This window comes from Nostoc sp. CHAB 5836, assembly GCF_020829445.1.
Lineage (GTDB): Bacteria > Cyanobacteriota > Cyanobacteriia > Cyanobacteriales > Nostocaceae > Nostoc.
This window is the reverse complement of record NZ_JAIVFV010000043.1, coordinates 31,983-45,409: the sequence shown is the minus strand read 5'-3', so window position 1 is coordinate 45,409 and position 13,427 is coordinate 31,983. Positions and strand designations below refer to the sequence as shown.

At 42.2% G+C, this 13,427-nt stretch carries 12 protein-coding genes and 1 pseudogene; 6 read left to right on the top strand and 7 right to left on the bottom strand.

Translation table 11 applies throughout. The features are described from left to right. Positions 1–69: 69 nt before the first annotated feature. The 3 genes and pseudogenes from LC605_RS11420 to LC605_RS11410 all read right to left on the bottom strand — a co-directional run. Positions 70–351, bottom strand: a pseudogene (locus tag LC605_RS11420) (RsfS/YbeB/iojap family protein); the annotation flags it as partial. 148 nt (positions 352–499) lie between these two features. After that, entirely contained in the window at positions 500–718 is a 219-nt protein-coding gene (locus tag LC605_RS11415; protein WP_229547657.1) for a hypothetical protein, read from the bottom strand. 29 nt (positions 719–747) lie between these two features. After that, a complete protein-coding gene (locus tag LC605_RS11410) occupies positions 748–2,019 on the bottom strand; it encodes a glycosyltransferase family 4 protein (protein WP_229547656.1) in 1,272 nt (423 codons plus the stop codon). Positions 2,020–2,589: 570 nt separating this feature from the next. On the opposite strand from LC605_RS11410, the gene LC605_RS11405 reads away from it, so the two are divergent. From LC605_RS11405 to LC605_RS11380, 6 genes are all read left to right on the top strand, one after another. Further along, on the top strand, positions 2,590–3,792 hold the full coding sequence (locus LC605_RS11405; RefSeq protein WP_229547655.1) for a DNA cytosine methyltransferase: 1,203 nt from the start codon (positions 2,590–2,592) through the stop codon (positions 3,790–3,792). 146 nt (positions 3,793–3,938) lie between these two features. Next, the gene (gene deoC / locus LC605_RS11400; RefSeq protein ID WP_229547654.1) at positions 3,939–4,619 is read left to right on the top strand and encodes a deoxyribose-phosphate aldolase; all 681 of its coding nucleotides are present in this window, start codon (positions 3,939–3,941) and stop codon (positions 4,617–4,619) included. A gap of 316 nt (positions 4,620–4,935) precedes the next feature. Continuing rightward, positions 4,936–5,886: a DNA repair protein RecO gene (recO, locus tag LC605_RS11395; RefSeq protein ID WP_229547653.1), complete on the top strand. Its 951-nt coding sequence runs from the start codon at positions 4,936–4,938 to the stop codon at positions 5,884–5,886. Then, the gene (locus LC605_RS11390; RefSeq protein ID WP_229547659.1) at positions 5,873–7,525 is read left to right on the top strand and encodes an MFS transporter; all 1,653 of its coding nucleotides are present in this window, start codon (positions 5,873–5,875) and stop codon (positions 7,523–7,525) included. The genes recO and LC605_RS11390 overlap by 14 nt, the downstream gene beginning before the upstream one ends. Positions 7,526–7,874: 349 nt before the next feature. Further along, positions 7,875–9,023: a glycosyltransferase family 4 protein gene (locus LC605_RS11385; RefSeq protein WP_229547652.1), complete on the top strand. Its 1,149-nt coding sequence runs from the start codon at positions 7,875–7,877 to the stop codon at positions 9,021–9,023. A 556-nt stretch (positions 9,024–9,579) separates the two neighbouring features. Continuing rightward, the gene (locus LC605_RS11380) at positions 9,580–10,023 is read left to right on the top strand and encodes a DUF29 domain-containing protein (protein WP_229547651.1); all 444 of its coding nucleotides are present in this window, start codon (positions 9,580–9,582) and stop codon (positions 10,021–10,023) included. 69 nt (positions 10,024–10,092) lie between these two features. Here the strand turns inward: LC605_RS11380 and LC605_RS11375 are convergent, their stop codons facing one another. The 4 genes from LC605_RS11375 to gpmI all read right to left on the bottom strand — a co-directional run bounded on the left by LC605_RS11375 (position 10,093) and on the right by gpmI (position 13,404). Next, the gene (locus LC605_RS11375) at positions 10,093–10,329 is read right to left on the bottom strand and encodes a hypothetical protein (protein WP_229547650.1); all 237 of its coding nucleotides are present in this window, start codon (positions 10,327–10,329) and stop codon (positions 10,093–10,095) included. Between the two features lie 54 nt (positions 10,330–10,383). Continuing rightward, entirely contained in the window at positions 10,384–11,274 is an 891-nt protein-coding gene (locus LC605_RS11370; RefSeq protein ID WP_229547649.1) for a peptidase, read from the bottom strand. A 10-nt stretch (positions 11,275–11,284) separates the two neighbouring features. Then, positions 11,285–11,518, bottom strand: coding sequence for a preprotein translocase subunit SecG (gene secG / locus LC605_RS11365; protein WP_094328436.1), 234 nt, complete (start codon positions 11,516–11,518; stop codon positions 11,285–11,287). A 287-nt stretch (positions 11,519–11,805) separates the two neighbouring features. After that, a complete protein-coding gene (gene gpmI / locus LC605_RS11360; protein ID WP_229547648.1) occupies positions 11,806–13,404 on the bottom strand; it encodes a 2,3-bisphosphoglycerate-independent phosphoglycerate mutase in 1,599 nt (532 codons plus the stop codon). Positions 13,405–13,427: the final 23 nt, after the last annotated feature.

Here is a 13,427-nt window from a genome sequence, read left to right as displayed (position 1 = left end):
GGGACAAATTGTGTCTTTAGAGTATGGCGACAGGAATCTGTATGCAGAAGTCATTCAATTTGTAGTTTCCCGCCGTTGCAACTCAGTTTCGACTTTTCCTTCAATTGCTTGAGCGATCGCTCTAACCTGTACCCTCGAATAGCCAGTCATCATCACAAAGTAATCAGCTAGGTAAGACACCTCTGCTACTTTGAGCAATAAAATCTCACCTGCTTTGCGATCTGATGCGGCAACTGCGATCGTTGCAGCTAATTTTCCGCTTACCTCTTCGGTTTGGGCGTAGCTCTTTACCGCACTCTTCGTCAGTGGGACAGATTGTAATGGGAAATTTCCTTGGAAATAATCAGTCATTAAACCTCAGGTGCTTTTTTTCTTTTGAAACAATTGTTTACATTTACTTACAAACAACAAACAATTGATCTGAAAATGTGTCAATAGGTTTTTTTGAATACTAACAAAAAAACAGGTGTCTATGGGGTCTAGTTTGAGAATTGAGTGTTTAGATTTCAACATCAGCTTTGGGTTCTGGAATCAGGTCACCGATAAATTCATACTGGGCGCGGGTCAGCTTGCTGGGGTAAGCTTTACCTAAATCGGAGAGAAGGCTCCCGCCATAATCTTTGATTATGGCAGTGAGATGAATCGAGGGCGAAACGAAAATTATGCGACAACAGCCAGAGCAACTGGAGGAGAATGGTTGGGGTTTTGAATTTAGCACTTTGTGCAATCTGACCCCATTGCTTACGATTAAACTTCTTGTTTGGTAACTACTGTGGACTGAATTACTCTAGGTTCTGCAATCAATGAGTAACACAACGACTCATACTGATTTAAAGCTTGCTCAAAAGCATAGTGTTCAACCGCATATTGACGACTTTTATAACCCAGAGTTTTGACTTTTTCGGGATTTTGATACAAATCTAAAATTGCCATTGCTAAAGCTTGGGAATCTTCTGGAGCAACGATAACTCCGCCGCCACTTTGCCTAATGGCTCTTGCTGCCGTACCATTATCAGGGACAGAGGCAACCAAGGCGCGACCACTGGCAAGTAACACTTGAATTTTTGACGGCATATTGAAAGATATAACATTTTTCTTTTGCACTACTAAACCAATATCCGCAGCTGCCAACATTTGTGGCAAATATTTGCGGGGTTGAAATGGCAGTAGCAAAACATTATCTGCGCCGCAGTCTAAACATTCCTGTTGCAATCGCTCTAAACCTTTTGCCTCTCCAACGATGACAAAAACAATATCTGGGATGTGGCGCAACACAGAAGCAGCTTTGACAACGTTTTCCAAGCCTTGTGTTAGGGCAATGTTACCAGAATACAGCACTACAAATTTGCCATTTAGATTATGTGCTGTGCGGAAAGGGTTATTTTCTTTCGACAGGGGGCGAATAAAATTTACATCAACCCAGTTGGGAATTTGCACGATTTTATCAGCTTCCACGCCTTTAGATCGCAAATTATCTACAAACCCATCGGCAATGACGCTAATTTTACTGGCAGTATGGTAAGCAAATTTTTCTAATAATGTAAACAACTGGATGAGCAATTTATTTTTCAGTAGACCGACATGGACGGCTGCTTCTGGTAATATATCTTGTAGATTTAAGATCACAGGACAAGCACGTAACCATCCTAAAAGAGCAACTGGTACACAGCTTGGCAAAGATGGTGATGTTGAGAGAATAACATCTGGACGCCAACCAATGAGAGCGGGCACAAAACTAGTGACAACAAAACTAGCATCTAGCAACACCCGGTCTAATAGGTTGGGGTGTGGACGAATCCAAACGTAACTGCGTTGAATTTGAACGCCATTTTTGTATTCGTTGAGATACCACTTGCCCCGATATTCCTGGTAAATTTGACGCTCAGGGTAGTTGGGCATAGCGGTGATTACCCGCACTTCGTGCCCACGTTTCACTAGTCCCTCTGCTAGTTCAGTCATCAGTGGGGCAATACCAATTGGTTCTGGATAGTAGTTGTAGGAGTAAATTAAAATCCGCATAAAAAATTAGTCCGAAGAACTCCGATTTTTTATTTAATGACAAATGTTTTGTCTGAAACATGATTTGGAGGTTGGAAACTCCTACATTTAATTGTGGCTTCAGACTTTTTTTATGTCAGGTATTTACCTTAAAATTTGAGTAAAATCTTATATTGAATGCTTAGAAATACGGAGATTTATTTTGACTATTTAAGCAGGATTTCAAGTGTATATTTCTGATTTGTACGTAAGTATAAACCCTAAATATAGCAGTCTGCTTTGAATTATTTACGTGGTGTGGGAAGCGCAAGCGCGGCGCGATAGACAGGGATCAGGGAGTGGCGAAGAAGCCTTTTCAGGGTGTACTCATTTTTTTAAATGAAGTACGAGTCCTATATTGAGATATTAATAGGACTTACGCAAGTGTCACAAAAAATAAAAACTTTTAGTTTGTAGTAAGGGCTACCCTACGGGAACGCACCGCGAACAGCCCTGATCTTGAGGACTAAAGTCCTCACTACAAACTCAAAATAATATGCCAGTTGCGTAAGTCCTAATTAATTAAGACTGTTTCATAATACTAGTTATAGAATGAGCGATCGCCCTTGTATTTTCTCCTTTTTTGCTGGTTCAGGATTCCTAGATTTAGGTTTTGAAACCAACGGTTTTAATATTGTTTACGTCAATGAAATCTTCCCGCCATTCATGGCAGCATACCGCTATTCACGGCAGGTTCTCAATCTACCGTTGCCAGAATATGGGTATTATGAAGGAGAAGCAGCAGACGTAACCCAACTTCTCGAAGCTTCACAAACACGACACCTCCGGGAGTTAGTACGAGACTGCCGCAAATTTAATAATATTGTGGGCTTCATTGGGGGGCCTCCTTGTCCTGATTTTTCTCTTGGTGGGAAAAATAGAGGCCGTTTAGGAGATAATGGCAAACTTTCCGCTTCTTACGTTGAATTAATCTGCCGAAATCTTCCAGATTTCTTTTTATTTGAGAACGTTAAGGGGTTGTGGAAAACGGCAAAGCATCGTTTATTTTTTGAAGCACTCAAGCAACAATTATTGGAAGCAGGCTATATATTAACAGAGCGGTTAATTAATGCTATCGAATATGGTGTACCCCAGGATAGAGAAAGAATTATTCTCATTGGTTTCCGAAATAATTTGATTGAGGATATAGGAATAAAACTAGGTAGTCAAAAGTTCCTACATGAAGGATCTTTTCCTTGGGAAAATCAAATTTTATATCCTCAACAAAAAGTTTTCGCTTATCCTTGGCGTCAGTGCGAACCATTCCAAGAAAACTCCATCATCCCTTGTCCTGATGGCATCCCTCAAGAACTCACCGTAGAATTATGGTTTAGAAAAAATAATGTGCTGAAGCATCCCAATGCTGAAAACTGTTTTCAACCAAGGGCAGGTATTACAAGATTTGCTGCTATTGATGAAGGAGATGATTCTAAAAAGTCTTTCAAGCGTCTTCACAGATGGCGTTACTCTCCGACAGCTTGCTATGGAAATAATGAAGTACATTTGCATCCCTACAAAATCCGGCGAATATCTGTGGCGGAAGCTTTAGCCATACAATCTTTGCCGGCAAATTTTGTACTTCCAGAGAATATGTCACTGACGAATATGTTTAAGACTATTGGTAATGGCGTGCCCTACTTGGCCTCGAAGGCATTAGCTAAAACTATTATTAACTTCTTAGGAATTGGTGTGACAAATGCTGTTGATATTCATAACTTTACTACAGCCAAATGTCAACTTAAATACTTACAGTAATTTTGCCATATCTACAAAGCCGACAACCCAGAGAAGTCAGCAGCTTGTTTTCAGGATAAACTCGTAATAAATATGGTTTAATATATATATAAGAAATGTTTTAATTTTTTATAAAGTTTAACAATCAATCACTGGCAGAAGACACAATGGCAGCAGACTATCCGGATATTGATATTGCGCCATTTATCGATCACGCCCTGTTAACGCCAACTGCTACTCCAGAGCAGGTTGAGCAGTGGTGTGAAGAAGCATACAGATTCAATTTTGCGGCGGTTTGCTTGTACCCCGCCTATGTCAAACAAGCAGTCGAACTCCTCCACGGCAAGAACCCAAAAGTCTGCACGGTGATTGGCTTTCCTTCTGGTGCGACGACTTCAGCAGTCAAGCTATATGAGGCTCAAGAAGCGGCAGATAGTGGGGCCACTGAGTTGGATGTGGTAATGAACTTGGGATGGTTGAAAGCTGGCAAAACTGAAGAAGTCCACCGGGAAATTGCCGAAATTTGTGAAGAGACTGGGCAAACTGTCAAGGTAATTTTGGAAACTAACCTGTTGACAGATGGGGAGAAAAAAATAGCTGCTGAAATAGCTATGGAGGCGGGAGCGGCATTCTTAAAAACTAGTACAGGTTGGAATGGTGGTGCAACAGTGGCCGATGTGCGACTTTTGCAGGAATTAGCCAAAGAAAGAGTAGGAATTAAAGCTTCAGGTGGTATCCACACGATCAATCAAGCCCTAGACTTAATCGTAGCGGGTGCTACTAGATTAGGCACATCTCGGGGTATGGATTTGATCCGCCAGCGCGATAACTTGGGAAAGGGTGAATAGTCATTTGTCATTTGTCATTTGTCCTTTGTCATTTGTCCGAAGCTAATGACCAATAACCAATAACAGGGCAAAGGCATATTGTCAATAAGAATCTCTCAATGTCAATAAAGCCATAATAATCGCATTAATGCCCGCTTATTGACAAAATTTTAAGCGATCGCCTTAACCCCTGAAAAATCAATCAAACAATAAATTCTTGTTCTCCCGTTAATACATTAATTAAGGTTTTTGTCAAGATTAATTAAGATGCGTTTGCCCTGATAACCAATGACTAATGACCAATAACCAATGACCAATGACCAATGACAAATGACAAATGAGTAGAACCTACAAAGCAACCGGAATTAATCTTAAAACCCAGGTGTTAGGAGAATCAGATAAAATAGTGACGATTTTGACACGGGAATTCGGTCTGATTCGAGCAGTGGCTCCAGGGGCACGTAAGCACAACTCCAGCCTGGGTGGGAGGAGTGGTATGTTCGTTGTGAATGAACTATTAATTGCCAAGGGGCGATCGCTTGATAAAATTACTCAAGCACAGACGTTAACAACTTATCCTGGTTTAGCTAAAGATTTGGGAAAATTGGCGGCAAGCCAGTATTTAGCAGAAATAGTCCTATGTCAAGCTTTGAGTGAACAGCCCCAAGAAGAACTTTATGAGTTGTTCAATGAACATCTCCATCGCTTAGAGGCTTTGTCTCGTGCAAATACATCTGGTGTTTTGGCTCATCTGGCTCATGGGGTATTTCACCTTTTAGCCTTAGCAGGAGTGACACCACAAGTGCAAATGTGTTGCCTATCTAGGCGCTCCCTTAAGCCAGACTTTACAGACCCCAACTGGCAGGTAGGATTTAGCATCCCTGCTGGTGGAACGATTTGCTTAGAAGCTTGGAAAACTTTACGAAGAGATGGGGAGACGAAGATCAGGGCAGAGGGGCACAGCAGCAGAGGAGCAGGGGAGCAGGGGGAGATTAATAACCAATTACCCATGCCCCATGCCCCATTCCCAATGCCCAATGCCCAAACAGTTGTTGTACATCGGCAAGAAATACCTGTGATTTCTACTCGTCTGGGTGCTATGGAATTAGCTTTGCTTCAACATCTGTCACAACCAGAGATAATGCAAATTGATGGTGCTAGAGATGATCACTGGTTATCTGTTGAGCAGATTTTGCGCCAGTATGCTCAGTATCAATTAGGTCGCCCTATTCGCTCTTCTACCTTGATCGACTCTTATTTTGCTGCCAACCATGATGCAACCGTCTGATTTGAATAAAAAGATTCTGCCTTTGTCACCAAGCCTCGCCAAAAAACAGAATCGGGCATTAGATCCTACAGTCAGGAATCATTTGAGTGCCGTACCTAAGTGTACACCTAGTGAAATCAATGACCAAGAAATGTCCCCAAAAGACGTTTCTAAAAACGATCCAAGTTGGACAGCCGAGATCTCAAAAATTGATCTTCCAAGCCAATCAGAACCACAATCTGAGGACAAATTAACCACTGCTGAGGTAGATTGCAACGGCGCTGGCAATGGGCAGAATTCACCCGTAACTACTATCTTAGAAAAAGAAACACCGAAATTAGAAAGGTCTACTTCAGGTGGAGAAGCTGTTGCAGGGAGTGTAAAACAGCAAGGATTTTTGCCTGTATTAAAAAACCCTAATTTCTTGGCTCTTTGGGGTGGTCAAGTTTTCTCCCAACTAGCAGATAAAGTTTATTTGGTACTGATGATTGCTTTGATTAATACTCAGTTTCAGGCTAGTAATCAGAGTATTAGTGGTTGGGTGTCAGTCTTGATGATGGCTTTTACTATTCCAGCAGTATTGTTTGGTTCAGTTGCTGGCGTGTTTGTCGATCGCTGGTCGAAAAAGGCTGTGCTGGTGGCAACGAATATTTGGCGCGGCATCCTGGTTTTCTCAATTCCTTTTCTGCTGTGGTTGACTCATAGCTGGAAACCCATAGGAGTCCTACCAGTGGGTTTTTTGATCATCCTGGGTGTGACTTTTTTAGTTTCCACACTGACGCAGTTTTTCGCACCGGCGGAACAGGCGGCAATTCCCTTAATGGTAGAAGAACAGGATTTACTCTCGGCAAATTCGCTTTATACAACAACAATGATGGCATCGGTGATTGTTGGGTTTGCTGTGGGAGAACCATTGTTAGCGATCGCCGATGGACTTTGGTTACAAGTTGGTGGTAGTGGTAGTTTAGGTAAGGAACTTTTAGTAGGTGGTAGCTATGCGATCGCTGGACTAATTTTGTTCCTCCTGGCAACTAAGGAAAAACACCACGATCCCGATACAGAATTCCCTCACGTCTTTTCGGACTTGCGGGATGGTTTTGCTTACCTCCAAGCAAATCAGCGCGTCCGCAATGCTTTGCTTCAGCTGATTATCTTGTTTTCTGTCTTTGCAGCATTAACTGTTCTAGCCGTTCGCATGGCAGAAATCATTCCCAACATGAAAGCCTCCCAATTCGGCTTTTTACTAGCAGCCGGTGGTGTTGGCATCGCTGCTGGCGCAACAATTCTCGGTCAATTTGGTCAACGCTTCTCCTATACCCAGCTAAGTCTGTGCGGTTGTATGGGTATGGCAGCATCCCTAATTGGTCTGTCCGTATTTACAACCCAACTATGGCTAGTCTTGTTACTTGTGGCGCTATTAGGTATCTTTGGGGCGCTAGTGGGAATTCCCATGCAAACCGCAATCCAAACAGAAACACCTCCAAAAATGCGTGGTAAAGTTTTTGGCTTGCAGAACAACGTAATTAATATTGCTCTCTCCTTACCTTTGGCATTAGCTGGTGTCGCAGAAACCTTTGTAGGATTACAGGTAGTTTTTTTGGGATTAGCTGCGATCGTCTTTTTAGGAGGTATATTAACCTGGTATAACTCACGCAAGTAGTTATCAACTAACAGGAGTTATTATTCATTACTTTGAAGTAATTAATATTTACTTAAAGCTTTTGTGTTCATGGTAAACTGAGGTCAGTGAAAATTTATCATATACTTGCGGGATTATCAATCTGACATTAGTCAGAATAAGTTGTTTAAATATCAGAAACTAACAACTTATAAGTAAAATAAATAAAGCCATAAATCCACTGGTTTAATCAGCTTAAAAGAGGCTTTTTAAACAAAGCGTGGTGGGAATCTGTAATAACTAAAAAAATCAGCAAGTATAGCTAGATAAAATAAAAATCACAAAGGACACATAATAGATCAAACCTGCTTTTCTTACAGCTAAATAAAGAATGCGTATAGCCTGGATTGGAAAAAAATCACCCTTTTGCGGCAACGTCACCTACAGTCGAGAAATTACAAATTCCTTGCTAGATAGGGGACATCAAGTTAGCTTTCTTCACTTCGCCCAGGAAGAGTCTGAACCTGACAATTGGCCAAATCTCCGAGAGGTTTCCCTTCCTTTCATTTACAAGTCGCAGGTTTACACAATTCCCACTTTTAAAGCGACCAAAGTTTTAACCGATTCACTCCGGGAAATCAAGCCAGATATAGTCCATGCTTCCTTAACGTTATCTCCTCTAGACTTTTTTCTACCGGAAATCTGTGAGGAACTGAGGTTACCCCTAATTGCCACTTTTCACACGCCGTTTGCTGGTAAGGGGGCAAAGCTGATATCGGGAACACAACTTTTGGCTTATCAGCTCTACGCGCCTTTTTTAGTTAACTACGATCGCGTAATTGTATTTTCCCAAATTCAGCGAGAATTATTGGCAGGGATGGGCGTGCGGGAAGAAAATATCGCTGTAATTCCCAACGGTGTTGATACTGCCAAGTATTCTCCAGGGCTATCTCAAGTCAAAGCAGAATTTAAAGCTGAACGCTTGTTTGTCTATCAGGGTCGAATAGCGCCAGAGAAAAATATCGAAGCCCTGCTGCGGGCTTGGAAGCAGTCTGCAATGCGCCTTGGTAGTAAGTTGCTAATTGTTGGCGATGGGCCTTTGAAGTCTTCCTTGGAGCCGTTTTATGGTTCAGAATACGGCATTATCTGGTTGGGATTTGTCGCTGATGAAGACCGACGCATCGAAATTTTACGAGGCGCAGATGTATTTGTTTTGCCTTCATTGGTAGAGGGTTTGTCCCTATCTCTGTTAGAAGGAATGTCATGTGGGTTAGCTTGTTTAGCAACAGACGTGGGCGCAGATGGAGAAGTGTTGGAAAAGGGTGCAGGTGTAGTTATTAGTACCAAAACAGCGCGATCGCAATTAAGAACCCTCTTGCCAGTGTTGCAAGACCATCCAGAGTTAACAACATTACTGGGGCAAAAAGCCAGACAGCGTATATTAGACCGCTATACCCTTAGTAAAAATATTACTCTGCTGGAAGAACTTTATAAAGAAGTTTTAGCACAGCGACCTCTACCATTAAGTCGTAGAGCTTAGGGAATGCCAGTTATTACAACGGATACGCAGCGTTAACGAGTCAGACCTACGCACAGTTGGTAACGCTTCTCTTTGAGATGCTGGGCGAATGCTATCGAGCGTCGGGAACCTCCGCAACGCACTTGCTCCCCTAGGTATATTTATTTCAAAAATCAAATACTAGTCCTATATAAAGCATCAGTTACAAACTGATGATCACGCTATATTTGCAAATCTTAATCAAGTTCATGACGCACAGTGAGTTGGACATACTCACCTGTTAGACTAGGTATGATCATAAAGTTATAAAATGTAAATAATTATCGGCAAAAATTAAGTACATTGGTGCGAAAAAAACCAAGTATGTTAAGAAACGTAAATAAGCTTCAAACCCTTACTAATGACCAATACTTCGACCTCGCGATTCCTGAGCGTAGTCGAACGCGAGTGCGTCCCGCTCTTAAGGGCAGTACAAGTGAAAGCCTCAGCCAGTTAGCTTTAATTGGGCCGACCTACTTAATACATTAGTTAACATTAAATAATAAGTAACAGTAAATTAAAGCTACAAAATCAACAAATGACTACAATCATCGACATAAAAACATTATATGAATCTAATTACCTGCAATGGTTGGAGGAGACTATTAAATGTCTCAAAAATCGACAATTAGCAGACATTGACTATGAAAATTTAATAGAAGAATTGGAAGATTTGGCTAAAAATGAAAAAAGGCGAGTAAGAAGTTTGTTGGAACAAATTATTAGACATTTATTACTTTATCAAAATTGGGATTTAGAAAAGCCAAGAAATGCTAATCATTGGTCAGGAGAAATTATTAGTTTTCGTAATCAGATAAATGAAGATTTAAGTGCCAATTTACGCAAACATTTAGAGGATAATTTCAGCATAATTTATATTAATGCCTTAGATTATGTTAAGGCTAAAACAAAGCTAACCAATTTACCTGAATTATGTCCTTATACATTAGAGCAAATTTTGGATAAAAATTGGTTGCCTTAATCTTAAATTTTTCTTCTTTGCGCTAAACATTTTCATATTTTAACTCAGCAACACCATAAAATTAAGTCGCTACAATTTATCATATTCTTCTGGTTCTACGTTAGCCACTTTATTCAAAACTTGCTGAAATTTTTCCCAGCTACCGCTTTTGGCTTTTTCTTCCAAATAGTCTTTGGTCATCCATGCGGAAACTTGTGCAGATAAAGCAAGAGTTGCAAGTTGTTCAATAGAAATATTTTCTCTGGCTGCTAAAGCTTCAATTTGTTTATATAAAGATTCGGGTAGCTGTACATTTAAGTTAGTCATGGGATTTCTCCTACTATTTTTTCCGTAGTGACCAGCTTATAGTCTACCTATCGATCAATTAATCTTTGAATTGTCCACTAAAGACCATCCTAAACTGGTTGGCTGTTCATAAACCCGCTTTAGAGTATTTACATCTCTGGGAGAAATAGGCGGCGGGTTACGAACTTGAGAAAAATATAGCGCATCAGTTTGTAGTGGACTATGACCCCAAATTCCCAACGCATGACCGAATTCGTGGCGGGCTGCTGCAATGAGATATTCACCTGTTTGACTGGGACTTAACAAGATGGTGAAACGGTGGGATAAAACTTTGTTGTTGGTGTATAACTCGTAAGTAGTTTGTGCCGATCGCGCGCGGGGTATATTAGTACCAGGGGAAATTTGTAAAGGTGGCGCTTTTCGGGCGATCGTAATATCAGCAACTTCTGGCTGTTCGACTACTGTTAAAGGTAAATAATTACTCCACTCCTGTACACCCTGCAAGACACCGTTAACCCATGCTTGAGCTTGTTTTTCACTGACAGCTTTTGGTGGTTCTACATAAACTCGAACGGGAAATTGTGACCAGACTAAATAATCAACTTGGGTTGTTGTGACTTGGGAAAAGTAGTCACCACTGTTAGTGCTATCTTGCCACTGTGCGAGTGTGGGCGGTAAGGGATGGGGTTTTGGGGGGGATGAGGGGGATGAGGGGGATGAGGGGGATGAGGGGGATGAGGGGGATGAGGGGGATGAGGGGGATGAGGGGGATGGGGAGATGGGAAGAGAGATTATTAAGTTTGAAGATACATATTTTGGTTTTATTGTAAACCCATCGCTCAACTGGAGATTAGTAAAAATGATTAACAGCCCTGTGCCAAGAAAGAAGGCAAGAGCTGTAATTAACCGTCGTGAAATTAAAATTATTAGGGTGTTAAGTATCGGGTGTTGGGTTATTTTCCCCATTTACCTATCCTTATTTAGGCAGCCAACCAGCACTTAAAACTACTGTTAAACCAAGAAAAATTACTGTCAATGCCCAAGTAATTCGGTTTAAGGTGTTTTCTGCACTTTTGGTGCTGCTAAATAGCTGGGCTTGTCCACCAATGGCTCCAATGCCATCTCCTTTAGGGCTATGCAGCAAAACTAAGATAATTAAACCGGTGGCGGAAAATGCCCAAATGCCTTGCACGATATTAGTAACTGTCATGGTAGGAATCTCATTTATAAAAAGTTTCAAAAACAGAATTCAGGAGTTGGGAGTTGGGAGTTAGGAGTTAGGAGTTAGGAGTTAGGAGTTAGGGTTGGGAGTTAGGAGTTGGGAGTTAGGAGTTGGGAGTTAGGAGTTAGGGTTGGGAGTTAGGAGTTAGGGTTGGGAGTTAGGAGTTTGGGAAGTTTGAATTCACCACTGTTCATCATTAACTATTAACTCCTCACTATTAACTCCTCACTATTAACTCCTCACTATTAACTCCTAACTCTTAACTCCTAACTCTTCTACAGTCCTACTTGTACCGGGGTGCGAGTGCGTTGCAACTCGTAATCTGCTGTTTTTAGCAGCGATCGCCCGGTCATTTCTGGTGGCTGAGGCAGCTGTAAAATCTCTAGAATAGTGGGGGCGATGTCGGATAGCTTGCCATCGCTTCGCAGTTCGACATTTGTACCATATCCAGGAATTTTGACTTTCTCTCCTTCTACCAAGATGAAGGGGACTGGGTTAGTGGTGTGGGCTGTCCAGGGATTACCCGCTTCATCTAGCATATACTCAGCGTTGCCATGATCGGCAGTAATAATTGTTGTACCACCTGCTTTAATCACGCTCTCTAACAAGCGTCCCAAACAGCGATCAACTGTTTCAATTGCTGTAATGGTAGGATCGATTTGACCAGTATGCCCTACCATGTCTGGGTTGGCATAGTTAATCACAGCTAGGGAATACATACCCTTTTGAATCGCAGCGATCGCTACATCTGTAACTGCTGCTGCTGACATCGCTGGGGCCTGATCGTAAGTTGCTACCATCGGGCTACTTACTAGTTCCCGATCTTCTCCGGCAAAAGGTTCCTCCAGTCCCCCATTAAAGAAATAGGTGACGTGGGCGTATTTTTCGGTTTCGGCAGTGCGGAACTGCTTCAGACTATGATTGGCTATGACTTCTCCCAGAATGTTACTGAGATTCTGCGGCTCAAAGGCTACAGCCACAGGTAAGTCTGAATCATACTGCGTAAAGGTGACAAAGGACAACGGTGTGATTTGCTGTCTTTGAAAACCGTCAAATTTGGGACTGACCAAAGCTTGAGTTAATTGTCTGGCGCGATCGGGGCGGAAGTTGAAAAATATTACCCCATCCTCTGGTTCGATTGCGCCTGCGGCAATTCGGATTGGGTTGACAAATTCGTCTTTTACCCCTTCGGCGTAAGATGCTTGCAAGACTTCTACAGCTTTGCGATCGTCACCTGCACCATCTTGGGTCATCACATCATAGGCGCGTTTGACCCGATCCCAGCGGTGATCGCGATCCATCGCGTAGTAGCGACCGCTGAGGGTGACTATGCGCCCAATGCCTGTGCGGTCTATATAATCTTGCAAGAGCGTGATTGCTTTTACACCCTCAGTTGGGGCGGTGTCACGACCATCAGTGATGGCGTGAATACAAACTTCTGGAATTCGCTGGTCTTTCGCTAAGTCAATTAGTCCGAATAGATGGGTGATATGCGAATGTACCCCTCCCTCAGAACAAAGCCCGACTAGATGCAGCTTGCTATTCCGAGAACGAACTTCCTGGCAAATTTTGACAAGTGCTGGGTTGGAGGCAATAGAACCGTCTTCGACCGCATCAGAGATGCGTACCAGTTCTTGCGGTACCACTCGTCCAGCACCAATGTTCAAATGACCAACTTCCGAGTTGCCCATTTGGCCATCTGGCAACCCTACAGCTTTTCCTGATGTGTGGATGAGGGTATGGGGGTAAGCTGCCCATAAACTGTCCATGATGGGAGTTTTAGCAGCAGTAATGGCGTTTCCTCGCGTTTGGTCGCAGTAGCCCCATCCGTCTAAAATGACTAGCACCACCGGAGCAACAGGTGCTTTGGTCATAGTAAAATTGCCCTTTACTTTTT

Coding starts and splice junctions, on each gene's coding strand:
- recO (WP_229547653.1), top strand. CDS start 4,936: ATGAGTAGAACCTACAAAGCAACCGGAATTAATCTTAAAACCCAGGTG.
- LC605_RS11410 (WP_229547656.1), bottom strand. CDS start 2,019: ATGCGGATTTTAATTTACTCCTACAACTACTATCCAGAACCAATTGGT.
- LC605_RS11405 (WP_229547655.1), top strand. CDS start 2,590: ATGAGCGATCGCCCTTGTATTTTCTCCTTTTTTGCTGGTTCAGGATTC.
- LC605_RS11390 (WP_229547659.1), top strand. CDS start 5,873: ATGCAACCGTCTGATTTGAATAAAAAGATTCTGCCTTTGTCACCAAGC.
- LC605_RS11375 (WP_229547650.1), bottom strand. CDS start 10,329: ATGACTAACTTAAATGTACAGCTACCCGAATCTTTATATAAACAAATT.
- LC605_RS11370 (WP_229547649.1), bottom strand. CDS start 11,274: ATGGGGAAAATAACCCAACACCCGATACTTAACACCCTAATAATTTTA.
- LC605_RS11380 (WP_229547651.1), top strand. CDS start 9,580: ATGACTACAATCATCGACATAAAAACATTATATGAATCTAATTACCTG.
- LC605_RS11385 (WP_229547652.1), top strand. CDS start 7,875: ATGCGTATAGCCTGGATTGGAAAAAAATCACCCTTTTGCGGCAACGTC.
- deoC (WP_229547654.1), top strand. CDS start 3,939: ATGGCAGCAGACTATCCGGATATTGATATTGCGCCATTTATCGATCAC.
- gpmI (WP_229547648.1), bottom strand. CDS start 13,404: ATGACCAAAGCACCTGTTGCTCCGGTGGTGCTAGTCATTTTAGACGGA.
- secG (WP_094328436.1), bottom strand. CDS start 11,518: ATGACAGTTACTAATATCGTGCAAGGCATTTGGGCATTTTCCGCCACC.